Raw genomic sequence first — 22233 nt, forward strand, 5'->3', positions numbered from 1 at the left:
TACGGGAGACGCCTGATATGGATGCCGTGATTAAAAAGCTGATGCCGCAGTCTGCATATATGGAAAAGCCCGAGACCGCCCGCCCCACGGAGGCGGAGGTCGAAGCGGCCGTAAAGGTGCTTTTGCGCTGGACCGGCGACAACCCTGATCGCGAGGGCCTGATCGACACGCCGAAGCGCGTCACCAAGGCCTACCGCGAGATGTTCAACGGCTACGACATGAACCCGGCCGAAGAGCTCGGTCGCACGTTCGAGGAAGTCGCCGGCTATGACGATCTGGTCATCGTCCGCGACATCAAGTTCCATTCGCATTGCGAACACCACATGGTGCCGATCATCGGCAAGGCGCATGTCGGTTACCTGCCTGACGGCAAGGTCGTCGGCCTGTCCAAGATCGCGCGTGTCGTCGACATCTTCGCCCACCGCCTGCAGACGCAGGAAGCGATGACGGCTCAGATTGCCGGTGTCATCCAGGACGTGCTAAATCCACGCGGCGTTGCCGTCATGATCGAGGCCGAGCATATGTGCATGGCCATGCGCGGCATCCGCAAGCAAGGGTCCTCGACCCTGACCTCCACATTCACCGGCGTTTTCCGGGACAGCCCCGAAGAACAGGTCCGGTTCGTGACCATGGTGCGCGCCGGCGGCGGGATTTGACTTCCCTCGCCGGTCCCCGAACTTCCAGGACCCGGCGATGACATTGCAATTTCCTGCAACCTCCAAGGAAAAGGCCGCCCTCGAGGAGGGCGGCGTGTTTACACCCCGCTTCGATGCCAATGGCCTCGTGACCGCCGTGGTAACCGACGCGGCGGACGGAATGCTGCTGATGGTGGCGCACATGAACGCCGAAGCGCTGGCGCTGACCATCGAGACCGGTATCGCCCATTACTGGTCGCGCTCGCGCGGCTCGTTGTGGAAGAAGGGCGAAACGTCGGGCAATTTCCAGCACGTCGTCGAACTTCGCACCGATTGCGATCAAGACGCGGTGTGGCTGCGTGTAAAAGTTACTGGCCACGATGCAACTTGTCACACAGGAAGGCGTTCCTGCTTTTATCGGATGGTGGGCCTCAAGGACGGCGTCGCGACTCTCAGCGCAGATGGCACTCAGCCGCTGTTCGATGCAGACAAAGTCTACCGCAAGGAATAGTGAACCTGCCTGACGCCCTGCGACACTAAGATTCACGATTTCGACACGGCCTGGATGTAGTCTGGGTGTCGGACAAGGAGATCGTGATGCTCGACTGGGCGTCCTTCCATGCGCGTCAGAATGTCCGGGAAGCCAATGGCTTCTCCTCCGGCAGGAGTACTGACGGTTCCCCCAAAGCCGGGCCAACCGGCATTTCGCTCGCCCTCGGCGGTGGCGCTGCACGCGGCTGGGCCCATATCGGCGTGCTGCGCGCGCTCGACGAGGCTGGCATCCATGTCAACATGATTGCCGGCACGTCCATCGGCGCGCTTGTCGGAGGTTGTTATCTCGCCGGAAGGCTCGATGAGCTCGAGGAATTCGCCCGCAGCCTGACCAAGCGCCGGCTCTTTGGGCTCTTCGACCTGAAGATCGGCGGCAGCGGCCTGTTCGGCGGCATGAAGCTCGACGCCCGCATGCAGCAGCATATGGGAGGCCTGACTTTCGAAGACCTGCCCAAGCCGTTCGTGTGCGTGGCTGCCGAGATCCGCACCGGCCATGAAATCTGGCTGTCGAGTGGGTCGCTGATCAAGGCCATGCGTGCCTCATACGCACTACCCGGCGTGTTCGAACCCGTCACCTGCAACGGTCGCGTGCTGGTCGACGGCGCACTGGTGAACCCGGTTCCCGTCTCGGTGTGCCGCGCCAACGAACAGCCGCTGGTCGTCGCGGTCAACCTGCACTACGACCTGTTTGGACGTGCTGCCGTCATCAAACACAGCGCCGGCGAACTCGTCGTCGAACGTCCTGCAAGGCCAGGCGAGAACTCGCCGCAAAGCGAACGCGAATCGCGTCTTGGCATCACCGGCGTGATGGTCGAAGCCTTCAACATCATCCAGGACCGCATTTCGCGGGCGCGGCTTGCCGGCGATCCACCCGATTTGTCGCTGCAGCCGAAACTCGGCCAAATCGGCCTTTCAGATTTCCACCGCGCCGACGAGGCCATCCGCCTCGGCTACGAGGCCACAAAGGCGCAGATGGAGGAAATCGTGCGCCTGCAAGCCGTGCTCGGCTGAGCCGCTGGCGGCCTATCAACTTATCTGCCCCGGCTCGGCCTGGGCGTGGTCTCCAACTTCCGGGATCGGCGGGATTTTCCCCTGGCGCACCCGCCTCACTCTGGCGTTCATCCAGTGGCGGATACCATAGCGGTACAGCATACCCCGCACCCAGCCGAAATCCTGTCGATGCTTCCGATAGAACTCGTCGGGGCTGTCAAACAGGCCGAGGTCGGCATTGATACCGGTCTTCTGGATGTAGGTGCTCTCGCCCACCCAATCGACCGGTGGCGCGGAGAGGCAATCAGTCCCCGCCCCGTATCCGCAGAGCGCCTCGCCGCTGCTGGCGAATCTTTCCTGCAGGGCCTGCAGGAAAGCGGCATCCAGTATGAAGCCCTCCAGGTTGACCCAACGCCCACCGTGATGGACCTCAACCCAGCTGTGCAGGATGCTATCCGGGGCAAGGCCATAGACGAGTTCGGGCACGACGCCGCGCTGTAGTGCCTTGTGGATGGTGAAGCCGTGCAGGCGGCAGGGCAGCTCCAGCGCTCGAAGCAGCGCCATGAGCAAGGTTCCCTTGGTGTTGCACTGGCCATATCCGTCGTCGAGGACCTCAGACGCCTTGATGTCGTCAGCTCTGTTGTAGCCGAAGGCGATTTCGTCGCGGACGAAGCTGTAGGCAGCGCCGATCCTGTCGAACTCCGACAGTCCGCCCCAGCCGCGTTCGGCGACAAGCGACCGGATCGAAGGCGCCCCGTAGTCGAGCAAAGCTGTCTGGCGAAGATATGCTTCCACACTGTCCGCGGTCACTGGATCGATCTCCCGTCCAGATCGCGGACCTGCATAATTCCTCTAGTCACTAGAGGATCAAGGGCGAATCGGCGTTCGCAGTGCGAATTTCGGGTCGATTGAAAATGCTCTTCCGACTTCGAAAACGGCTGTCGACTAGAATTCCGCCAGGGCCGCATCCATCACCCGCAACTGCACGGTACGGTTGCCGTTCCAGTGATTGACCGAAAGCGAGCCGGCGACATGGATTGTACGGTCCCGGTTCTTGAACAGGAAATCGCCGAGCGGTGTCTCTGCCGCGCGAAAGGAGATGCCCTGTATCCTGCCGCCGCTCTCCGAACGCAGTTCGATGCGGATATGGCCCGTGCCGATGACACGGACATCAGCGATCCGGTGGCGCGGCAGCACGAAGACGGGTGCAACGTGACCGGCACCGAATGGACCGGCCCTTTCCAACGCCTCGACAAGCCCAAGAGTTGCCCCCTCGGCGGCAAGCGCGCCATCGATCTGCAGGCTTTCTTCGCTCTGCAGGCGAAAAACCTCAGCCGAGGCGCGGGCCTCGAAAAACCCACGCAACTCCCCAAGCTTGGCCTTTTCGACGGTGATCCCCGCCGCCATCGCGTGGCCGCCGCCCTTGACCAGCAGACCTGCCTCCACCGCCTCGCGCACCAACCGGCCCAGATCGAAGCCCGAGACGGAGCGGCCAGAACCGGTGCCTACTCCGTTGGCATTGAAAGCTATGGCAAAAGCCGGGCGGCGGGCATGGTCCTTGAGCCGCGAGGCAAGCAGGCCGACGATGCCGGGATGCCAGGTCGTGTTCGCGGTGACGAGTACGGCCGGCCCTGGCCCGGCACCGATCTCGGCATCGGCCTCGGCCCGTGCCTCGGCAAGCATTACGGTCTCCATCGCCTGCCGCTCCTGATTCAGGCGGTCGAGCGTCTCGGCGATCGTTCCGGCTTCGACGGGATCGTCGGTGGCCAGCAGCTTGCTGCCGAGCGCCGCGTCGCCGATGCGGCCACCGGCATTGATGCGTGGGCCAAGCAGGAACGCGAGATGAAAATTGTTGAGCGGCTCGCCGATGCGGGCGACGCGGGCAAGTGCCGTCAGCCCCGCATTGTTCTGCTGGCGCATCGCCTGCAGCCCCTTGACGACAAAGGCGCGATTGACGCCGGTCAAGGGCACTACGTCGCAGACGGTGGCGAGTGCCACCAGGTCGAGCATGGACAACAAATCCGGCCGCGGCGCGTCGGGCAGCCTCTCGCGCAGCACCTTGGCGGTGTGGACAAGCGTCAGGAAGGTTACGCCGGCCGCGCAGAGATGGCCCTGTCCCGACAGGTCGTCGTCGCGGTTCGGATTCACGACCGCACGCGCATTGGGCAGCGGTCCGCCGACCTGATGGTGGTCGAGCACCACCACGTCGGCGCCGGCCTCGTTCGCCGCATCGATGGATGCCGCGCTGTTGGTACCGCAGTCGACGGTGACGATCAGTTGCGCGCCGCGCCCGATCAGTTCGCGCATCGCGTCGGGATTGGGGCCGTAGCCTTCGAAAATTCGGTCGGGAATGTAGACTTCGGACTCGATGTCGAAATGCGCGAGAAAGCGCTTCATCAGCGCCGATGACGAAGCGCCGTCGACGTCATAGTCGCCGAAAATCGCAACCTTCTGCTTGCGCACGACGGCTTCGGCGATCCGTTCGGCCGCCTTGCCCATGTCCGTCAGCGATGCGGGATCAGGCAGAAGGTCCCGGATCGTCGGGTCCAGAAATCGTTCGGCGTCCTCCGGCAGAACACCGCGGCCGGCCAGCACGCGCGCGACGATGTCGGGCACACCATGGCCCTGGGCGATAGCGAGCGCCAGCATGTCCTGACGCTCGGTCAGCCGGTGCTCCCATGAGACACCGGTGGCCGAACGCCTCACGCCAAGGAAATTGCGTTTTTCGGAAGTCATTCAGAAATGGTCCACCCTCTGCGGATGGACCATAGGCGACCAAGCGGGCTGCGTAATCAGAATTTTTCCAGATCCTGATGCCGTGCCTTGATCTCGCGCACCGTCTTGGACGACGAGCGCAGCACGATGGTGTGGGTGGTGATGGAGTCGCGGCCGAATTTCACGCCGGCGAGCATGTTGCCGTCGGTCACGCCCGTGGCTGCAAACAGCACGTCGCCACGCGCCATCTCCTCGGTGCGGTAGACCTTCTTCGGATCGGTGATGCCCATGGTGGCCGCGCGGGCGATCTTTTCGGGCGTGTCCAGCAGCAAGCGCCCCTGGATCTGGCCGCCGGTGCAGCGCAGCGCCGCGGCTGCCAACACGCCCTCCGGCGCACCACCAGTGCCCAGATAGATGTCGATGCCGGTCTCCTCCGGATCGGTGGTGTGGATGACGCCGGCCACATCACCGTCGCCGATGAGGCGGATGGCCGCACCCGTCTCGCGCACAGCCTCGATCAGCTTGGCATGGCGCGGGCGGTCGAGAATGCAGGCGGTGATCTCGTTCACCGGCACGCCCTTGGCCTTGGCAACACTGGCGATGTTGTCGGCCGGCGAAGCGTCGAGGTCGATCACGCCATCCGGATAGCCGGGGCCGACGGCGATTTTGTCCATGTAGACGTCAGGCGCGAACAGCAGGCTGCCCTTTTCGGCAATGGCGATGACGGCCAAGGCGTTGGGCAGGTTCTTGGCGCAGATGGTGGTGCCTTCGAGCGGATCGAGCGCAATGTCCACCTCGGGACCGCCGCAACCGACTTCCTCGCCGATATAGAGCATCGGCGCCTCATCGCGCTCACCTTCGCCGATCACCACCGTGCCCTTGATGGCGAGGTTGTTCAATTCCTGGCGCATGGCGTCGACGGCGACCTGGTCGGCTGCCTTCTCGTCTCCGCGGCCCCTCAGCCGGGCGGCAGCCACTGCGGCGCGCTCGGTGACGCGCACGAGTTCCATGGTGAGAATCCGGTCGAGGCCGGCAACAACGCTTTTCGCCATATCCAGGGTCCTGAAGTCTTTGAATTCCGTTCGCCCGAACAGGGCCGGCCCTTATTGTCAAACCGACATGACAACGGCAAGACCCGTCGCCCGCTTTATCGAAAGCGACGTAATATCAATCGATTGAAAGAAATTGGCCGCTCTCGCCAGTTGCATCGCGCGTCCCGTTGGACGCGCAGCCTGCAGCTATTCTGGCTTAGTCAGCGCGCTCGATGCGGATGACCTGCGGCTTGTCGGTGAGATGCCCGTCCTTGGTCATCCCATCGACCGCCTTGCGCACGGCCGCCTCGGTTGTCTCATGCGTCACCAGGATCACCGTCTTCTGATCCACACCATTCGAACCGTTGGCGTGCTGGACGATGGATTCGAGAGATATATCGGCGTCGGCCATGCGCTTGGCGATCGCCGCGAACACGCCGATACGGTCATGCACCGTCAGGCGGATGAAGTAGCCACCGGCGTGGCTGCGCATCTGCGCCTTCTTGTAGGGCTTGAGTTCCTTTGCCGGGCGACCAAAGACCGGACCGTGCTGGAAGCCGGGGCGGCTCTTGGCAATGTCGGCGATATCGCCAACGACGGCAGAGGCCGTAGCGTTGCCGCCCGCACCGGGACCGGAAAGCAGCAACTCGCCAAGGATGTCGGTCTCGATTGCGACCGCATTGGTGACACCGTGAACCTGGGCGATGACCGATGCAGTCGGCACCATGGTCGGGTGCACGCGCTGCTCGATACCGGTCTCGGTGCGCTGGGCGACGCCCAGCAGCTTGATTCGGTAGCCCAGTTCGCCGGCGGCGCGGATATCGGCCTGGCTGATGTTGGAGATACCCTCGAGGTAAATGTCGTCGGCCGCAATCTCGGTGCCAAAGGCAAGGCTGGTCAGGATCGCAAGCTTATGAGCCGTATCGTTGCCCTCGATGTCGAAGGTCGGATCGGCTTCAGCATAGCCCAGACGCTGCGCGTCCTTGAGGCATTCCTCGAAGGACAGGCCTTCGGCCTCCATGCGGGTCAGGATGTAGTTGCAAGTGCCGTTGAGGATGCCGAACACGCGGTTGACGCTGTTGCCGGCCAAGGCTTCGCGCATCGTCTTGATGACGGGAATGCCGCCGGCAACGGCTGCCTCGTAGTTGAGCAGCACGCCTTTCTTCTCGGCGATCTCGGCCAGCGCCACGCCATGCTTGGCGAGCAGCGCCTTGTTGGCGGTCACGACATGGCGACCGGCATCGAGTGCGGCACGCACACAGGCACGTGCCGCGCCCTCGTTGCCGCCGATCAATTCAACGAACACGTCGATATCGGCCTTCTCGGCCATTGCGATGGGATCGTCGAACCACTGCGCGCCGCCGAGGTCGATGCCGCGATCACGCGAGCGATCACGGGCCGACACGGCGGTGACGACGATCTCACGCCCGCACTGGCGGGTGAGTTCAGCCGCCTTGTCGCGCAGCACCCGCGCCACCGAAGCGCCGACCGTGCCGAGACCGGCAATTCCAACACGCAATGCTTCAGCCATGGTCGGCGGCGCCTCTTGTTTCAGTAGTACTGGATTGTCCCTGCGGCGCGCGCTCAGCGACGAGCGGCAAGCGGAACCACATTGTTGGGCTGATTGGCCGCCGTCGACAGGAAACGCTTGATGTTGCGCGCGGCCTGACGGATGCGGTGCTCGTTCTCGACCAGTGCAAGACGCACATAGTCGTCGCCGTGCTCGCCGAAACCGACGCCCGGTGCCACCGCAACATCGGCATGCTCGATCAGCAGCTTGGAGAATTCCAGCGAACCGAGATGCTTGAACTGCTCCGGGATCGGCGCCCAGGCAAACATGGTCGCTGCCGGCGCAGGGATTTCCCAGCCAGAGCGCGCAAATGCGTCGACCATCACGTCGCGACGCTTGTGGTAGATGTCGCGCACCTCGGCGATGTCGGAGCCGTCACCGTTGAGCGCTGCGGTCGCAGCCACCTGGATCGGTGTGAACGCACCGTAGTCGAGATAGGATTTGACACGCGTAAGCGCTGCGATCAGCCGTTCGTTGCCGACGGCAAAGCCCATGCGCCAACCCGGCATCGAAAAGGTCTTTGACATCGAGGTGAACTCGACGGTGACGTCGATCGCACCCGGCACCTGCAGGACGGAAGGCGGCGGGTTGCCGTCGAAATAGATCTCCGAATAGGCGAGATCCGACAGGATGATGATCTCGTGCTTCTTGGCGAAGGCCACGACGTCCTTGTAGAAGTCGAGCGAGGCGACAAGAGCCGTCGGGTTCGACGGATAGTTGAGGATCAGCGCCAGCGGCTTCGGGATGGAGTGGCGGACGCCACGCTCCAGCGCTGGAATGAAGCCGTCATTCGGCTCGGCCTGCAGCGAGCGGATAACGCCGCCCGACATGATGAAGCCGAAGGCGTGGATCGGATAGGTCGGATCGGGGCACAGCACCACGTCGCCGGGCGCGGTGATGGCCTGCGCCATGTTGGCGAAGCCTTCCTTCGAGCCCAGAGTCGCGACAACCTGGGTGTCCGGATTGAGCTTCACGCCGAAGCGGCGGGCATAATAGTTGGCCTGGGCGCGGCGCAGGCCGGGAATGCCGCGCGACGACGAATAGCGGTGGGTACGCGGGTCGCGCACCACTTCGCACAACTTGTCGACGATAGCCTGCGGAGTCGGCAGGTCAGGGTTGCCCATGCCGAGATCGATGATGTCGGCGCCGCGGGAACGGGCGCTGGCCTTCAGCCGGTTGACCTGTTCGAACACATAGGGCGGAAGGCGGCGGACCTTGTGAAATTCTTCCATGGTGGTTCCAGGCAATCAGGCTTCGGGATGCGTGCGCGTATATACTTAATTGCAGGCGGGGTCGATAGGGTCGCACTTGCCTTGGATAGCCTTCAGCGCCTCAGCGCCGTGCTGCCTTGCAAGCGTAGTCATGGCCGTCGATTCGGCCGCAGCGCTGTTGCTTTTGGCGCCCTGCCGCTGCTGCGCGGAGTGCAACTGGGCCAGCTTGGCAGTTTTCTGCTCCTCGGTTAGCTGCGGCGCGGCCACCTTCGGCAAGATATTGAGATTGGGATAGGTGCCGGTATCCTGCGCGCCATGAGCCCCCGCGGCGACGCTGTTGTTCGCGCTGCTCGCACAGCCGCTGACGGCCAGGGGCAACGCCAACAGGCTCGCCGACAGCATCAGGCGGGCGCCGAAAAAAACATGCCGACCAACACTATATGTCATAAAGTTTCCCCGACAGGCGCGGTAGAGCGCGTTGGACCCGGTAAGACGTCACATGATAGTATGTCAAGAAAAGGCCCTTTGGGAGGACCTGCGAGGACCATGGCGAAGGTAGACGATTCGGACAAGCCGGGTGGCGATTCCCCCTCCTCCGTCGAACAGTATCTGGTGAAAGACCCTGAGCGCTTTGCGATCAATATTGCCCGCATGATCGAGCAGGCGGGCAAGGCGGCAGCCGCCTGGGCCGAACCGCGCGAGAAGGGCGACATGCGCGACACCGTCGCCGAACCGATGGCCGAGGTCGTCAAGACGTTCTCCAAGCTCACCGAGTACTGGCTGTCAGACCCCTCCCGCGCATTGGAAGCCCAGACGCGGCTTTTCGCCGGCTACCTCGAAGTGTGGGGCAAGAGCATCCAGCGCATGGGTGGCGAAGCCGTCGACGACGCCGTCAGGCCGGATGCCAGCGACAAGCGCTTCCTCGACCCGGAATGGGGCCGCAACGCCTTCTTCGACTTCCTCAAGCAGGCATATCTGGTGACGACACGCTGGGCCGGCGATCTGGTCGAGCATGCCGACGGGCTGGACGAGCACACGCGCCACAAGGCCGGTTTCTACGTCAAGCAGATCAGCAACGCGATCTCGCCGTCGAACTTCATCCTGACCAATCCTGAACTGTTCCGCGAAACGGTCGCAAGCAACGGCGAAAACCTGGTGCGCGGCATGAAGATGTTTGCCGAAGACATCGCCGCCGGCAAAGGCGACCTCAAGCTCAGGCAGGCCGACTATTCCGGCTTCGAGATTGGCAAGAATATCGCCATGTCTCCTGGCAAGGTCGTCGGCCGCAGCGATGTGGCCGAGATCATCCAGTACTCGCCCAGCACGGAAAAAGTGCTGAAACGGCCGCTGCTGATCTGCCCGCCCTGGATCAACAAGTTCTATATCCTCGACCTCAACCCGCAAAAATCCTTCATCCGCTGGGCGGTCGAGCAAGGCCATACGGTCTTCGTCATCTCCTGGATCAACCCGGACCAGCGCCATGGCCTGAAGGACTGGGAGGCCTATATCCGCGAAGGCCTGCAATACGGTTTGGACACGGTCGAGCAAGCGACAGGCGAGCGCGAGGTCAACGCTATAGGCTATTGCGTCGGCGGCACGCTGCTTGCGGCAGCGCTGGCGCTTCTGGCGCAAGAAGGTGACCACCGCATCCGCTCGGTCACCTTCTTCACCACCCAGGTCGACTTCACCCATGCCGGCGATCTCAGGGTCTTCGTCGACGAAGACCAGATCGCCGCGCTCGAAAGGGCGATGCAGGACAAGGGCTACCTCGACGGCACAAAGATGGCGACGGCCTTCAACATGCTGCGCTCCGGCGACCTGATCTGGCCCTATGTCATCAACAACTACATGCGCGGCAAGGAGCCGCTGCCGTTTGACCTGCTCTATTGGAATGCCGATTCCACCCGCATGGCAGCGGCCAATCACTCCTTCTACCTGCGCAATTGCTATCTCGAAAACAACTTGTCCCAAGGACGAATGGAGCTCGCCGGGCGCACCGTCTCGCTCGCCGACATCACCATTCCGGTCTACAACCTCGCCGCGCGCGAGGATCACATCGCGCCCGCCCGCTCCGTCTTCCTTGGATGCCAGTATTTCGGCGGTGACGTCGACTATGTCGTCGCCGGCTCCGGCCATATCGCCGGAGTGGTCAATCCGCCCTCGTCGGGCAAATACCAGTTCTGGTCCAACGGCAAGCCGACTGGCGATTTCGACGAATGGATGAGTGGGGCTGTCGAGACGGCCGGATCCTGGTGGCCTCACTGGCAGAGTTGGATCGAGGCCAAGGACGACACCCGGGTTGCGGCACGCAAGCCTGGCGTAAGCGGGCGGGTGCTAGAAGACGCGCCCGGCAGCTACGTGAAAGTCCGCGTGTAACCTGGCGTTACGCGGCGATGCCTCCCCTTTGGGAAAGGGGCTGAAAAGTGGCGTCCAATCATGATCTCGCCTCATTTGAGGCATTTCCATATGTTGGGGCGTTGTTTCTGGTTCAGAAGCGCAGTTGCATCGAAGTACGATTTTAGCGCCAAGTGTAATGTTTGGCCTGTTTGCGTGAGAGGGAACCGGTTTGACGTCAGGACGACTGCGATTCGCAGACCGACGATGCGGCGTTGCGTTGACCGTACTGGTTTCGCTGCTTGCCGCCTCCTGCACCTCGACCGGTGAGCCTGATTTCGAAATGGCGAATGCTGCCCTCACCGCCGAGGCGGCAGGACAGGAAATCGCATCCGATGCGACTCCTGTCACCGGCCAAGCGACCACCGCGCCCTTAGTGATGAGCCTCGAAGGCGACACCGCCCTGCCCGAGCAGGTTGGTTATGTGCCGATCGCCAAGCCCGGCGGCGCAACACCTTCGGAGGCCGCGCTCGCCAGCACCGAGCAGGCGCAGCAACCAATCGCTATGGCGGTTGCCGAGCCAGCCAAGGCCCAGTCCGAAGCACCCCAGACAGGGGAAGCAAAGACGGCCAAGCCGCAGCAGGATACGGGCTTCTACCTGACCAATGGCCCGGCACCCGTAGCGCCGGAGCAGCCCAAGAAGAAGGGCTTCCTCGCTTCTTTCTTCGGCGCCTCGTCCGCAAAGGCCGCGCCTTCCGAACAGAAAACCAAGCCGCTGATCGCGTCGTCGGCCCCAGCCCCGGCGGCTGCCGAAGAAAAGGCCAAACCGATCATCGCGCTCGCTTCGGCCAAGTCCGACGCCAAGCCGGTGGCACTCGCATCGCTCGGCGGCAGTTCGTCGAGCGGCGATTCGGATTGGGCTCTGCCCGGCGTCCGCACGACCGACCTGTTTGAGATCAAGCGCAAGTCCGGCATCAACGACGATAGCGACGTCGACCTTCACGAGGACGAGGATTCCGATCTCCAGGTCGCATCCGTGGCCGGCCTCGCACGACTGGCGCCAAATGGACTGCTCAAGCAGACCGAGAGCGTCGATGTCGCCTGCCTCAAGCCATCGCTGGTGCGCGTATTGAAGGCCGTCGAACAGCGCTTTGGCAAGAAGATGATCGTGACGTCGGGCTATCGCAATCCGGAGCGCAATCGCCGCGCCCGCGGCGCCAAGAACTCGCAGCACATGTATTGCGCCGCCGCCGACATCCAGGTCCCGGGCATCGGGAAATGGGAGCTGGCCAATTTCCTGCGCTCGATGCCCGGCCGCGGCGGTATCGGCACCTATTGCCACACCAACTCGGTTCACGTCGACGTAGGCCCCGAGCGCGACTGGAACTGGCGCTGCGGCCGCCGCAGTGGATAATTAGAAAAAATTTCGCGACGCAGCAAAAAGACGGGTTGCCTGTCGCGAACATCCCAACTATACCCCGCCTCACCTGAGCGCGCCCATCGTCTAGCGGTTAGGACACCGCCCTTTCACGGCGGTAACAGGGGTTCGATTCCCCTTGGGCGTACCAGGTTTTTCACACACACTTCGCATATATTTCGGCACTTGTTCGACGCCGTTCTGTTTGTGCACGAATGCCCCTACGGGCACTGTACACTGCCCAGCAAATCGCGACCTCCCCTGCCCAGCAGATGATCAGCCCGCAAGTCATTGCTGCCAAGCGGCAATGCGACTTCAGCCAATAGCTGGACGACACCACCCTTTCCGCTGCTGGAAATGCGACGTTGCCGAATGATCCAGATGCCGCAGCAAAAAGACGGGTTGCCTGCTGCGAATAACCCAACTATACACCGCCTCACCTGAGCGCGCCCATCGTCTAGCGGTTAGGACACCGCCCTTTCACGGCGGTAACAGGGGTTCGATTCCCCTTGGGCGTACCAGGCTTTTTTCCTTACAAGGATCTGTATTTTCGGCCACTCGGTTGAGGCGAACTGTAGCGCTTGGCTTTTTGCTGCGCGGCTGCTCTGGACCGCCAATGCCAACAGGGTTTTGCCTCCCGGCCTTTACGCCGCCCACCATAAGGCCTAGGCCAGCGCCATCGACGAAACGACCGCGCGAGGAAGAATCATGTCCGACGACATCATCGTGAAAGACAGCAACGGCACCCAGCTCAACGAGGGCGATTCGGTGACGCTGATCAAGGACCTGAAGGTCAAAGGCACCTCGGAGACCATCAAGCGCGGCACCATGGTTAAGAACATCCGCCTGACCGGCAATCCCGGCGAGATCGAATGCAACACCAAGCAGGTCAAGGGCCTGGTGCTGAAGACCGAGTTTCTGAAGAAGGCGTAAAGCAGCCAAAGCGGCAACGCTCATCAGATCGCCACAAGACACCAAGAAGTCATCGCCCCTCATGCGACAGATCAAAGACAGGCGATTTGTTGCTGATTTGCAACAAGGAAACAAATTGCACAACCAGAAGCTGCCACGCCATTTGAAACGAAATTGACCCTTGCTAGACGTCCCCGCCTTAGGGACTCGGCTCCGATCGTGGAAACGAAGAATCGGAAACAACCGAGCCCCAAGGTGGGAGATGCGTGGCAGTTTCAGCTTGGCTGAACACTGACCCGTATATTGGCTTGGGAAGACGTTCATGAAATATCAGTTAGCGCTGGCAAGCGCCGCGTTGGCATTTGCTTGTTCGGTGACGGCTCATGCCGCCGACGCAGTATCACAAGAAGTATTAGAGCCTGTCGCGGCCGAAAGCCGTATCAAAGGTGCTTTCGAAATCGGCGGCTGGGCCAATCACTACAACCAGACCGACTATCCGCGCAGTGATACCGATTATGGTATCTATGGCTCGGCTTTCGCCCATATCGACGTCGGCAGCGGTTTCTTCGTCGGCCTGGATGCACAAGGCGAATATTTGCGCATCGATGAACCTGATGATTTCAGGAACTATCAGCCGAGCAACGCAGGCGTCGTCGGCGCCAGCTTGAACTATCGCTCTGGCGCAGTAGCGCTAGGCGTGTTCGGCGGTGTCGGCGGGACCAACAACGAAAGGCACGAGAACAAGAACGGCACGCCCTATGTGGCTGGCGCACAAGCATCGTTCGACTTCGGCTCGGCCACCGTGTTCGGCCAGATCGGCCGCGCCGACATCCGTGTCAACGAGGAGGACAGCGGCTTCACCGGGACCTTCGGCAAGCTTGGCATGATCTATGGCGTGTCCGAAAACTTCGCGTTGGCACTCGACGGCGGTTATGGCCGCGCGCCGAAGGACTACGAGGACGAAGACGATTCCGGCAAATATTGGACAGTCGGCCTCAAGGGCGCGCTCAAATTGACCGACACGATGCCGTTGTTTGGCACCGCCGGCTACGAGTACCGCAAGTTCGAAGCGAACACCGAAGACAGTGCCTTTGAGCACAGCTTCCGGCTCGGCGTATCCTATGCGTTTGGTGGGGCGACCACGGCGAAGGATACATTCAATCCCTTCCAGACGCCGATCACGCCGTTCCGCGCTGCAGCCTACGGCGAAGTGCTCGACTGAGCATTCATTGTCTCCACGACATCTTCACGACCAAGGGGGCCGCGCGCCCCCTTTTTGCTGCCCAAAGATGCGCGCAGGTTTGCATCCGTGCGCCGACGGATACCCCGTCAACGCGGTTTTAAGCTCTGAAGTCCAGACTCAACCCATGTCTGGATTCGCCCTTCCGAAGTTGAGATGGCTGGTGCTCGGCGCGCTCGCGGCGGGTGCTTGGGCCATGACGCAGGAAGTGCCGAACAAGGCGCGACTCGATGACCGCCCGGCGAGGACAGCACACCGTCCCAGGCCCGAAACCGCACCACGCACCGAGGCGGCGATAGCCCGGCCGAAGGCCAATGTCGCGCCGCGGCCGGATGTTGCGGTGACGCGACCGAAGGTCGACATCGAACCCGCAAAGCTCGCGAAGGTCACGCCAAGGCCCGTTGCCGCAGCGCAGAAGCCGATCGCGGTCACAAAAGCCACCCCGCGCACCAACAGCGAAGGCGGCCCACGCAAGCCGTCCGCCGAGATCGCCACCGCATCGATCAGCCAAGCACCGACACCGGCGCCACGCCCCAAGGCTGGCACCCCTGAGGCCCCGGCAAAGCGCACAGCCACAAACACGACGAGCGATGCCGTTCCGCACCTCAACGTGCTCTACACCAGCACCAGCGTCTATCTGCGCCAGCGACCGAATGCTGCCGCCCCGGTGATCCACAGCCTCAAGCAGGGCGAGAGCGTGCGCATCTTCGCGCGCGACGGAAAGTGGACGCTGGTGTCGGCATCGGGACGCAAGGGCTGGCTGCAAGACAACACGCTGCGGCCGGCGGATCCAACGGCCCCTCGCCCCAAGGAAGTGCTGGCCGAGCCGGCAAGGCCGGCTTCACCCGGCTGAACGAGCAGATTTCGACGCGCAGCCCGCGCATTTTGGCGCGGATCGACCTTTGCGGGTTGAATCCGGATGCGTCAGGTGCCAAATCTGCGGCAACAGTTCGCAGTTCCTGCGCATACCCCGAAAACACCCGGCAGAAATCCATGGTCAGCTATCTCGACGCCGACACGGCGCCCCTCAGGAATACAGGCCAGATCCGCCTCTATGGCGCGGAAGCCTTCGAAGGCATGCGCAAGGCCTGCGCGCTCACGGCGCAATGCCTCGATGAACTGGTCGACCGCGTGGCGCCCGGCGTCACCACCGAATCCATCGACCGCTTCGTTTTCGAGTTCGGCATGGACCATGGCGCGATGCCCGCGACGCTGAATTATCGCGGCTACACCAAGTCGTGCTGTACCTCGATCAATCACGTCGTCTGCCACGGCATCCCCGACAACAAGCCGCTCAAGGACGGCGACGTCGTCAATATCGACGTGACTTACATCCTCGACGGCTGGCACGGCGATTCGAGCCGCATGTATCCGGTCGGCACCATCAAGCGCGCCGCCGAGCGCCTGCTCGAAGTCACCTATGAGTGCCTGGAGCGCGGCATCGCCGCGGTGCGGCCAGGCGCGCGCACGGGTGCGATCGGCGCGGCCATCCAGTCCTATGCCGAGGGCGAGCGCTGCTCGGTCGTTCGCGATTTCTGCGGCCATGGTGTCGGCGCGCTGTTCCACGACGCACCGAACATCCTGCACTACGGCAACGTCAACGAGGGCGTCGAGATGCGTGAGGGCATGATCTTCACCATCGAGCCGATGATCAATCTTGGCCGACCGCATGTGAAGGTGCTGTCCGACGGCTGGACGGCGGTCACCCGCGACCGTTCGCTTTCGGCGCAGTATGAGCATACCGTCGGCGTGACGGCCACCGGCTGCGAGATCTTCACGCTCTCGCCCAAGGGGCTCGACCGACCCGGCCTGTCCGCATAAGATCGTTGCCGCTGGTGGAGAAGCCAGCGGGGGCGATACCGGCGGGAATGGCGAGCAACGACCACGACGAGCGCGGTTTCTTCGGCGAGCAGCCAATGCTGCCCGTCAAGCGCGACACTGTGCGTGAGAAGCCGCACTATCTCGGACATCGCGATCGGCTCCGCGAACGCTTCTCGGCAGCCGGCGATGCGCTCGCCGACTATGAACTGCTCGAACTGCTGCTTTTCAGGCTGATCCCGCGCTCGGACACCAAACCGGTGGCGAAGGCGCTGCTTGCCCGCTTCGGCACGCTGGCCGAGATACTTGGCGCGCCGGTCAATCTTCTGCAGGAGGTCAAGGGCATCGGCCCGGCAGTCGCGCTCGATCTCAAGATCATCGCGGCCTCGGCCAAGCGGATGGCGCGCGGCGAAATCAGCGGCCGCGAAGTCTTGTCGTCATGGAACCAGGTACTCGACTATTGCCGCGCGGCGATGGCCTTCGAGGCACGCGAGCAGTTCCGCATCCTTTTCCTCGACAAGAAAAACGTGCTGATCGCCGACGAGGTGCAGCAGACCGGCACGGTCGACCATACGCCCGTCTATCCGCGCGAGGTCATCAAGCGCGCGCTGGAACTGTCGGCGACCGCGCTCATCCTCGTCCACAATCACCCCTCGGGCGATCCGACGCCCTCGCGCGCCGACATCGACATGACCAAGACGATTGTCGATGTCGCCAAACCGCTCGGCATTTCCGTCCACGACCACATCATCATCGGCAAGAAGGGCTATGCCAGCATGAAGGGGCTGCTGCTGATATGAGCGCGGTGCAATCGCGTCCCGCCTCACTCACTTTCAAAATCCGGCCAGAATCAAAAAGGCCGCCGGATGAACCAGCGGCCTTTTTCATTCGATAGATAGCGCGATGCCTTACTCGGCGTCGCCTTCCTTGGCGGCCTTCTTCTTCGGGGCGGCCTTCTTCTTGGGCTCTTCACCCTCGGCCTTTTCAGCCTTCTTGGCCGATGCCTTCTTGGCCGGCTTTTCAGCGGAAGCCTCGTCCTCGTCTTCGGCGAGCAGTTCTTCCTTGGTCACCTTGTTGTCGGTGACGGAGATCTGCGACAGCAGGTGATCGACTACCTTCTCCTCGAACAGCGGCGCGCGCAGGTTGACCAGCGCCGACGGATTGTTGCGGTAGAAATCGAACACTTCCTGCTGCTGGCTGGCCGGATAGCGGCGAACCGTATCGAACAGGCCGCGCTGCAGCTCTTCGTCGGTAACCGTGACGCCAGCCTTCTCACCGATCTCGGCGAGCACCAGACCGAGGCGCACGCGGCGCTCCGCCAGACGCAGGTACTCGGCGCGGGCGTCCTCTTCCGTCGTCTCTTCGTCGGCGAAGGTGCGGCCGGCGATTTCCAAATCGCGGGTGACCTGGCTCCAGATGTTGTTGAACTCGGCTTCGACGAGCTTCGACGGCGCCTCGAACTTGTAGGTCGCGTCAAGCTGGTCGAGCAACTGGCGCTTGACCTTCTGGCGCGTCATCGCACCGAATTGGTTCTCGATCTGGCCGCGGACGATCTCGCGCAGCTTCTCGAGCGACTCGAGGCCGAGGTTCTTGGCGGTCTCGTCGTTGACTTCCAGCTCGCCAGGAGCCGCGACTTCCTTGACGGTGACGTCGAAGGTCGCTTCCTTGCCGGCCAGATGCGAGGCCTGGTAGTTTTCCGGGAAAGTCACGGTAACCAGCTTCTCGTCGCCGGCCTTGGTGCCGACCAATTGCTCCTCGAAGCCGGGGATGAATTCCTTCGAGCCGAGCACCAGCGGCTGGTCGGAGCCCGTGCCACCGTCGAAGGCGACGCCGTCGATCTTGCCGACATAGTCGATGGTGACGCGGTCCCCTTCGGCGGCCTTGCCCTTCTTTTCTTCATAAGAACGCGCCGATTCGGCGATGCGCTTGACCTGCTCGTCGATCTCGCTTTCCGGAACGTCGTAGACCGGGCGCGAAACCTTGATGTCGGAGAAGTCCTTGATCTCGATCGCCGGGATGACTTCGTAGCTCAGGCTGAATTCGAAGTCGGCACCGCCGGCGAGGATCTTCTCGGCTTCCTTCTCGTCCTCGGTCATCACAACGTCGGGCTGCATCGCAGCCTTCTCGCCACGCTCCGAGATGATCGAGCGGGTCGAATCGGTCAGGATCTCATTGACCACTTCGGCCATGAACGACTTGCCATAGACCTTGCGCATATGCTGCAGGGGCACCTTGCCGGGGCGGAAGCCGTTGATACGGACCTTGTCCTTGGCATCCGAAAGCCGCTTCACGAGTCGGGCTTCCATGTCGCCAGCCGGGACCGTTACCTTGATCTCGCGCTTGAGACCGGAATTGAGCGTTTCGGTGACCTGCATCATCAAACCTTTGTTTTCAGGTGTGGCGCGTCTTGACGGTCCTTTGCCGTCAAGCCTGCCGGAATTCGTTTGCCGGGGATGGCTTCAAGTTCGCAATTCGGTTCCTGGGGTCCGCCATCAGCGGTCCGTTTCTCCCGCCGCCCTCCAAAAATCGCGATAAGTTGTTGTTATTCCTACTTCTTATCGTAACTTTCAGAGACGGATTCTTGCGTACCGTCATATTCGACTGGCCTTTTGTCACAGGCGAGGCGAATTTTCAACCATCTTCGCGGTTTCCACCTGTTCTGCTGATTTCAGCCGTGAGATTGACAGAACGATGGCAGCGTGGGATTGGCAGGTCCATGCGGATGTGGCGGAACTGGTAGACGCCCTGGATTTAGGTTCCAGTGCCGAGAGGCGTGTAGGTTCGACTCCTATCATCCGCACCACAATTCCAGATGTAAGCTGTTATTATTGAATAATTTTTCGAAGAGTGGCTCCGAAAAAGGCGCCCATTGGGGCGCAAAGTGCGCATCGATAAACAACCCAAGTGACTGTGAGTCGCGTAAGCTTTGACCCATCGATCGGGCAGGCTGACCGAGGCCGAGCGCAGGGCCGAGTCCGCCGGCGACCAATTGCTTGCGTATCATATCGGAACCGCACTGCTGGTCGCCATGGAGAACGCCGCGTCCCTCCAGCCACCGAGTGACCCCAGAAGCTGACCGAGATACTTGGCCCGTAAACGCAAAAAAGCGCCCGCCACCCCGAAGGGCAGCGGGCGCAAAATTGGGGGTGCCGGCGTCTAGCCGGGATAGAAAATCGTCGTGTGTCGATCCTTGAACTCAGGACTGTCCCTCTCCGCCGTAAAGATCGCAAGGGCAATCACATAGCCAATGGCGATGCAGAGAGCGGCCAGCGCCGGCGCGCGCTGGCACCTGGCCGCCTTGGCGATATGCTTGCCTGTCAGCATCATTCCGAGCTCCTCCGCATGTCGTCACGACGCAGGCGAAACGCTTTCAGGATGATCTCGATCACAATGATACCAGTGACCCCCATCAAGAACCCGCTGAGGCCGGCGGCGTTCTCCTGAGGAACCTGCAGGTTACCCAGCGCCCAGGCAAGCAACGGTAGGGCGACGGGCGAGAGGTGAAGGGCGCAGATCGTCCCGACGATGATCTTGCGCAGTGCAGGGATCACCCCGTTCCACTCCATCACGGCAGCGACGACGGACCCAAGGAAGCCGGCCTGGAGCAGCTCCCCCTTGCCGGTAGAGAACCATTCCCACAAGCTCATTCTGCTCCCCCCCTCGAATGCGGGCCGCCGCCCTGCTTTTCCAACGCTTCGATAGCGGTCACCAGCACGCGGTTGCGCGCGGCACATTCGCCGAGGTTCTGCCGATCGGTGCCCCAGAGCGGCGCGCTCTCCACGCTGGACAAGTCGCGATCCGGAATGTCGACGACCTCAGCGCACGGTTGCCTGGCCGACTGCGGCGTCACCGCCGGCGACAGGTCCACGTCGACCAATCGCGTTGAGTGCGCGCGACACGCCGCGAGTGAAGGCAGGAGGAGCAGAAGAGCCATCGCTACATGCCGTCGAACCATCTGCCGCCGCCTTCCTGATTTCCTGATCCAGCGCCGTCATGCGAACGACGTCCCCGATGCGCTCGCGGAAGTATGCGCGTTCGGCGGCGTCGATCTTTGCCTGAGCTATTCGCTTGTCCTCGGCCCTCTTGGCCTCGAGACGCCGGCGCGCCTCTTCCCAAGCCTGCCTCTCTGTGATGGCGCCGGCATCCTTGCCAGCTGCGAAGACCAACGGGTCGTCGATCCAACGGTCAAACGCCAGCGCCGCCATGAGGACGAGCGCGCCGGCGGCGCCCATCTTGATCCAGTCGAAGAACCCGAACATCAGCCGACCCGCGCGAACTGCCAGTGCATGCCGTCGCAGTTGGTCTTCCAGTCGCCGCCCCAGACGGCACCCTCGGCGGCGAAAGCCTTGATCACCTCCGGGTAGTCAGCAAAGCGCGGCGTAGGGTCGCGGAAGCCATTGTTCGCAGGGTCGAAGTCGAAGGCGCACGCATACGAGTGCATCGACAGGGTCGTGCCCGACCGCTTCTTGCGGTACTCATAACACCCGGCGTACTTGGAAATGCCCCACTCGTCGACCTTGGCTTGGCTCTTTCCGGAGGCTTCCCAGATCCGGTTGAGCACGCGCAGGAATGCGTCCTTCACCTTCTTGTGGACGCGAACCCGCGTGACCGGCTTGCCGTCGTAATAGATTATGAACGGCAGATCGAATGCGGCGATGTAGACGAGATTCTCGGCCTCCCATTTGGCCGACGCGGATCCATCTGGACCGCGGGGGTTGCCATAAAATGCGTCGCACTCGCTCTGCTTGGGCCAGGCGTTCATATCGTTTCTCCGATGTGGGAATTTGCCCGCCTAGCGAGCGTCCTTGCCGGCGCCGCCCTTCGGCTGCCGCAGTCCAAGCGATGTCGTGAAACCGCCCTGCTTGGAGACCTTGTGCGAGACCGAATGGATCTGGTAGGCCCCGTCCGCCCCGGGCCGCCAGCCCGAAACGATGCACTCGGCTTCCGGCTCGGCAATGGCGTCGCCGATGATAGTGACGTCGCCCTGCCCCTTCTCCCGATCTGATTCCTTGCCGACTGCGCCGCCTTTGGTCTTCGCCTGGTCCTCGTTGGCGACGGTGACCAGAGCGCGCAGCTTGGCGTCCACACCGTCGATCCCAGTGTCGACGTCCACCTCGACCCGCTCGCCCTTCCCGCGATCGAAGTAGGACAGCGTTACGTTCGAGAACTTCGGTCGGCCAATTACAGGTGTGATAGAGCCGTCGATGAAGTTATCGCCCACGCGGACGTGGATGGGTGTGAGCGGGCGGCCTGATGCCGAGATCCCCTCGTTCCGCGGCGAGATAAAAGCGCGGGTGCCGAGGATCTTGAAGGTGCCGCCAACCTCTCGGGCGGTGCGCTGCCCCCACGAAATGAAGCTCTCGTTCTGCTGGATCCAGTAAGGCCGCTGGATCGATGCGAGCGAACCGAGCACCTGCACCTGCAGGCCGGCCTTCTCGCCCCACTCAGCGGCCACGGCGCCCAGCATGGCGTTGTCCTTGTGCCGAAGCGACGGCTGCTTGGCCTTGCCGCCTTGGTCTACGGAACTGGCCGAGACCCGGATTTCGCGGCCTTCCTGCTTGCTGATCGAGCAACAGACCTCCGAGATGAAGCCAATGAACCCCCACTGCCCGTTGAGCTCCACTTCGACCGGGGCGCGATCGCGCGGCATCACGATGCCGCCATAGGGATCAGCGAGCGTCAGGTCGAGGCTGTCGGCAGCCTCGCCGGCGGCCCGCTCGATACAGAGATCCTTCAAGAGCGGACGCAAACGGCTGGTGACGTCCCGACCGTCGATCGTGACCTTGTAACTGCCCTTGATGAACATGA

At 62.4% G+C, this 22233-nt stretch carries 23 protein-coding genes and 3 tRNA genes; 13 read left to right on the forward strand and 13 right to left on the reverse strand.

What is annotated here, in order from left to right; all coding sequences use genetic code 11:
- The first annotated feature begins 17 nt into the window (after window positions 1-17).
- The 3 genes from folE to ABSY17_RS14615 all read left to right on the forward strand — a co-directional run bounded on the left by folE (window position 18) and on the right by ABSY17_RS14615 (window position 2198).
- Window positions 18-656 carry a GTP cyclohydrolase I FolE gene (gene folE / locus ABSY17_RS14605; protein WP_378951983.1) on the forward strand — a complete coding sequence of 213 codons (639 nt, stop codon included), beginning with the start codon at window positions 18-20 and terminating at the stop codon, window positions 654-656.
- Window positions 657-693: 37 nt separating this feature from the next.
- Window positions 694-1146 (forward strand): phosphoribosyl-AMP cyclohydrolase, encoded by a 453-nt coding sequence (gene hisI, locus ABSY17_RS14610; protein ID WP_378951986.1) that lies wholly within the window; start codon window positions 694-696, stop codon window positions 1144-1146.
- 86 nt (window positions 1147-1232) lie between these two features.
- A complete protein-coding gene (locus ABSY17_RS14615) occupies window positions 1233-2198 on the forward strand; it encodes a patatin family protein (protein WP_378952703.1) in 966 nt (321 codons plus the stop codon).
- Between the two features lie 15 nt (window positions 2199-2213).
- On the opposite strand, the gene ABSY17_RS14620 is transcribed toward ABSY17_RS14615, so the two are convergent.
- The 6 genes from ABSY17_RS14620 to ABSY17_RS14645 all read right to left on the reverse strand — a co-directional run bounded on the left by ABSY17_RS14620 (window position 2214) and on the right by ABSY17_RS14645 (window position 9106).
- The gene (locus ABSY17_RS14620; RefSeq protein ID WP_378951988.1) at window positions 2214-2987 is read right to left on the reverse strand and encodes a transglutaminase family protein; all 774 of its coding nucleotides are present in this window, start codon (window positions 2985-2987) and stop codon (window positions 2214-2216) included.
- A 135-nt stretch (window positions 2988-3122) separates the two neighbouring features.
- Window positions 3123-4913, reverse strand: a complete 1791-nt coding sequence (recJ, locus tag ABSY17_RS14625) for a single-stranded-DNA-specific exonuclease RecJ (RefSeq protein WP_378951991.1) — start codon at window positions 4911-4913, stop codon at window positions 3123-3125.
- A gap of 56 nt (window positions 4914-4969) precedes the next feature.
- Window positions 4970-5944: a class II fructose-bisphosphatase gene (glpX, locus tag ABSY17_RS14630; RefSeq protein ID WP_378951994.1), complete on the reverse strand. Its 975-nt coding sequence runs from the start codon at window positions 5942-5944 to the stop codon at window positions 4970-4972.
- Between the two features lie 196 nt (window positions 5945-6140).
- Window positions 6141-7454 (reverse strand): homoserine dehydrogenase, encoded by a 1314-nt coding sequence (locus ABSY17_RS14635; protein WP_378951997.1) that lies wholly within the window; start codon window positions 7452-7454, stop codon window positions 6141-6143.
- Between the two features lie 53 nt (window positions 7455-7507).
- A complete protein-coding gene (locus tag ABSY17_RS14640; RefSeq protein ID WP_378952000.1) occupies window positions 7508-8725 on the reverse strand; it encodes an LL-diaminopimelate aminotransferase in 1218 nt (405 codons plus the stop codon).
- A gap of 45 nt (window positions 8726-8770) precedes the next feature.
- Entirely contained in the window at window positions 8771-9106 is a 336-nt protein-coding gene (locus tag ABSY17_RS14645) for a hypothetical protein (RefSeq protein ID WP_378952003.1), read from the reverse strand.
- A 144-nt stretch (window positions 9107-9250) separates the two neighbouring features.
- Here ABSY17_RS14645 and ABSY17_RS14650 point away from each other — a divergent pair, with 144 nt between their 5' ends.
- The 9 genes from ABSY17_RS14650 to radC all read left to right on the forward strand — a co-directional run bounded on the left by ABSY17_RS14650 (window position 9251) and on the right by radC (window position 17225).
- On the forward strand, window positions 9251-11080 hold the full coding sequence (locus ABSY17_RS14650; RefSeq protein WP_378952006.1) for a PHA/PHB synthase family protein: 1830 nt from the start codon (window positions 9251-9253) through the stop codon (window positions 11078-11080).
- A gap of 238 nt (window positions 11081-11318) precedes the next feature.
- Window positions 11319-12452, forward strand: coding sequence for a YcbK family protein (locus ABSY17_RS14655; RefSeq protein WP_378952009.1), 1134 nt, complete (start codon window positions 11319-11321; stop codon window positions 12450-12452).
- A 79-nt stretch (window positions 12453-12531) separates the two neighbouring features.
- A tRNA-Glu gene (locus ABSY17_RS14660) sits at window positions 12532-12606 on the forward strand.
- A 295-nt stretch (window positions 12607-12901) separates the two neighbouring features.
- Window positions 12902-12976, forward strand: a tRNA-Glu gene (locus tag ABSY17_RS14665).
- Window positions 12977-13163: 187 nt separating this feature from the next.
- Window positions 13164-13388 carry an alkylphosphonate utilization protein gene (locus tag ABSY17_RS14670; protein WP_378952011.1) on the forward strand — a complete coding sequence of 75 codons (225 nt, stop codon included), beginning with the start codon at window positions 13164-13166 and terminating at the stop codon, window positions 13386-13388.
- Between the two features lie 301 nt (window positions 13389-13689).
- Window positions 13690-14589: a hypothetical protein gene (locus ABSY17_RS14675; RefSeq protein WP_378952014.1), complete on the forward strand. Its 900-nt coding sequence runs from the start codon at window positions 13690-13692 to the stop codon at window positions 14587-14589.
- A gap of 145 nt (window positions 14590-14734) precedes the next feature.
- Window positions 14735-15460: an SH3 domain-containing protein gene (locus tag ABSY17_RS14680; RefSeq protein WP_378952017.1), complete on the forward strand. Its 726-nt coding sequence runs from the start codon at window positions 14735-14737 to the stop codon at window positions 15458-15460.
- Window positions 15461-15600: 140 nt separating this feature from the next.
- Complete coding sequence (gene map / locus ABSY17_RS14685; protein ID WP_378952020.1) at window positions 15601-16428, forward strand: type I methionyl aminopeptidase; 828 nt, start codon at window positions 15601-15603, stop codon at window positions 16426-16428.
- Window positions 16429-16475: 47 nt separating this feature from the next.
- The gene (gene radC / locus ABSY17_RS14690) at window positions 16476-17225 is read left to right on the forward strand and encodes a DNA repair protein RadC (RefSeq protein WP_378952023.1); all 750 of its coding nucleotides are present in this window, start codon (window positions 16476-16478) and stop codon (window positions 17223-17225) included.
- 108 nt (window positions 17226-17333) lie between these two features.
- Here radC and tig read toward each other — a convergent pair whose 3' ends face one another.
- Window positions 17334-18800, reverse strand: coding sequence for a trigger factor (tig, locus tag ABSY17_RS14695; RefSeq protein WP_378952706.1), 1467 nt, complete (start codon window positions 18798-18800; stop codon window positions 17334-17336).
- Window positions 18801-19143: 343 nt separating this feature from the next.
- Here tig and ABSY17_RS14700 point away from each other — a divergent pair.
- Window positions 19144-19228: transfer RNA gene (locus tag ABSY17_RS14700), tRNA-Leu, on the forward strand.
- Window positions 19229-19581: 353 nt separating this feature from the next.
- Here ABSY17_RS14700 and ABSY17_RS14705 read toward each other — a convergent pair.
- Genes ABSY17_RS14705 through ABSY17_RS14730 form a run of 6 tightly spaced genes read right to left on the reverse strand, consistent with a single transcriptional unit; the run spans window position 19582 to window position 22231 of the window.
- On the reverse strand, window positions 19582-19752 hold the full coding sequence (locus tag ABSY17_RS14705; protein ID WP_378952026.1) for a hypothetical protein: 171 nt from the start codon (window positions 19750-19752) through the stop codon (window positions 19582-19584).
- Entirely contained in the window at window positions 19749-20072 is a 324-nt protein-coding gene (locus ABSY17_RS14710) for a hypothetical protein (RefSeq protein WP_378952029.1), read from the reverse strand. Before ABSY17_RS14710 ends, ABSY17_RS14705 begins: the two co-directional genes overlap by 4 nt.
- Window positions 20069-20215 (reverse strand): hypothetical protein, encoded by a 147-nt coding sequence (locus ABSY17_RS14715; RefSeq protein ID WP_378952031.1) that lies wholly within the window; start codon window positions 20213-20215, stop codon window positions 20069-20071. Before ABSY17_RS14715 ends, ABSY17_RS14710 begins: the two co-directional genes overlap by 4 nt.
- 25 nt (window positions 20216-20240) lie before the next feature.
- Window positions 20241-20684 (reverse strand): hypothetical protein, encoded by a 444-nt coding sequence (locus ABSY17_RS14720; protein WP_378952034.1) that lies wholly within the window; start codon window positions 20682-20684, stop codon window positions 20241-20243.
- Complete coding sequence (locus tag ABSY17_RS14725) at window positions 20684-21187, reverse strand: M15 family metallopeptidase (protein ID WP_378952037.1); 504 nt, start codon at window positions 21185-21187, stop codon at window positions 20684-20686. Before ABSY17_RS14725 ends, ABSY17_RS14720 begins: the two co-directional genes overlap by 1 nt.
- Before the next feature lie 30 nt (window positions 21188-21217).
- Window positions 21218-22231 (reverse strand): phage late control D family protein, encoded by a 1014-nt coding sequence (locus ABSY17_RS14730; protein ID WP_378952040.1) that lies wholly within the window; start codon window positions 22229-22231, stop codon window positions 21218-21220.
- Window positions 22232-22233: the final 2 nt, after the last annotated feature.

The sequence above is a fragment of the Mesorhizobium sp. ANAO-SY3R2 genome (assembly GCF_042466635.1).
Lineage (GTDB): Bacteria > Pseudomonadota > Alphaproteobacteria > Rhizobiales > Rhizobiaceae > Aminobacter.

Coding starts and splice junctions, on each gene's coding strand:
- folE (WP_378951983.1), top strand. CDS start 18: ATGGATGCCGTGATTAAAAAGCTGATGCCGCAGTCTGCATATATGGAA.
- hisI (WP_378951986.1), top strand. CDS start 694: ATGACATTGCAATTTCCTGCAACCTCCAAGGAAAAGGCCGCCCTCGAG.
- ABSY17_RS14615 (WP_378952703.1), top strand. CDS start 1,233: ATGCTCGACTGGGCGTCCTTCCATGCGCGTCAGAATGTCCGGGAAGCC.
- recJ (WP_378951991.1), bottom strand. CDS start 4,913: ATGACTTCCGAAAAACGCAATTTCCTTGGCGTGAGGCGTTCGGCCACC.
- glpX (WP_378951994.1), bottom strand. CDS start 5,944: ATGGCGAAAAGCGTTGTTGCCGGCCTCGACCGGATTCTCACCATGGAA.
- ABSY17_RS14635 (WP_378951997.1), bottom strand. CDS start 7,454: ATGGCTGAAGCATTGCGTGTTGGAATTGCCGGTCTCGGCACGGTCGGC.
- ABSY17_RS14640 (WP_378952000.1), bottom strand. CDS start 8,725: ATGGAAGAATTTCACAAGGTCCGCCGCCTTCCGCCCTATGTGTTCGAA.
- ABSY17_RS14645 (WP_378952003.1), bottom strand. CDS start 9,106: ATGCTGTCGGCGAGCCTGTTGGCGTTGCCCCTGGCCGTCAGCGGCTGT.
- ABSY17_RS14650 (WP_378952006.1), top strand. CDS start 9,251: ATGGCGAAGGTAGACGATTCGGACAAGCCGGGTGGCGATTCCCCCTCC.
- ABSY17_RS14670 (WP_378952011.1), top strand. CDS start 13,164: ATGTCCGACGACATCATCGTGAAAGACAGCAACGGCACCCAGCTCAAC.
- ABSY17_RS14675 (WP_378952014.1), top strand. CDS start 13,690: ATGAAATATCAGTTAGCGCTGGCAAGCGCCGCGTTGGCATTTGCTTGT.
- ABSY17_RS14680 (WP_378952017.1), top strand. CDS start 14,735: ATGTCTGGATTCGCCCTTCCGAAGTTGAGATGGCTGGTGCTCGGCGCG.
- map (WP_378952020.1), top strand. CDS start 15,601: ATGGTCAGCTATCTCGACGCCGACACGGCGCCCCTCAGGAATACAGGC.
- radC (WP_378952023.1), top strand. CDS start 16,476: ATGGCGAGCAACGACCACGACGAGCGCGGTTTCTTCGGCGAGCAGCCA.
- tig (WP_378952706.1), bottom strand. CDS start 18,800: ATGCAGGTCACCGAAACGCTCAATTCCGGTCTCAAGCGCGAGATCAAG.
- ABSY17_RS14705 (WP_378952026.1), bottom strand. CDS start 19,752: ATGATGCTGACAGGCAAGCATATCGCCAAGGCGGCCAGGTGCCAGCGC.
- ABSY17_RS14710 (WP_378952029.1), bottom strand. CDS start 20,072: ATGAGCTTGTGGGAATGGTTCTCTACCGGCAAGGGGGAGCTGCTCCAG.
- ABSY17_RS14720 (WP_378952034.1), bottom strand. CDS start 20,684: ATGTTCGGGTTCTTCGACTGGATCAAGATGGGCGCCGCCGGCGCGCTC.
- ABSY17_RS14725 (WP_378952037.1), bottom strand. CDS start 21,187: ATGAACGCCTGGCCCAAGCAGAGCGAGTGCGACGCATTTTATGGCAAC.
- ABSY17_RS14730 (WP_378952040.1), bottom strand. CDS start 22,231: ATGTTCATCAAGGGCAGTTACAAGGTCACGATCGACGGTCGGGACGTC.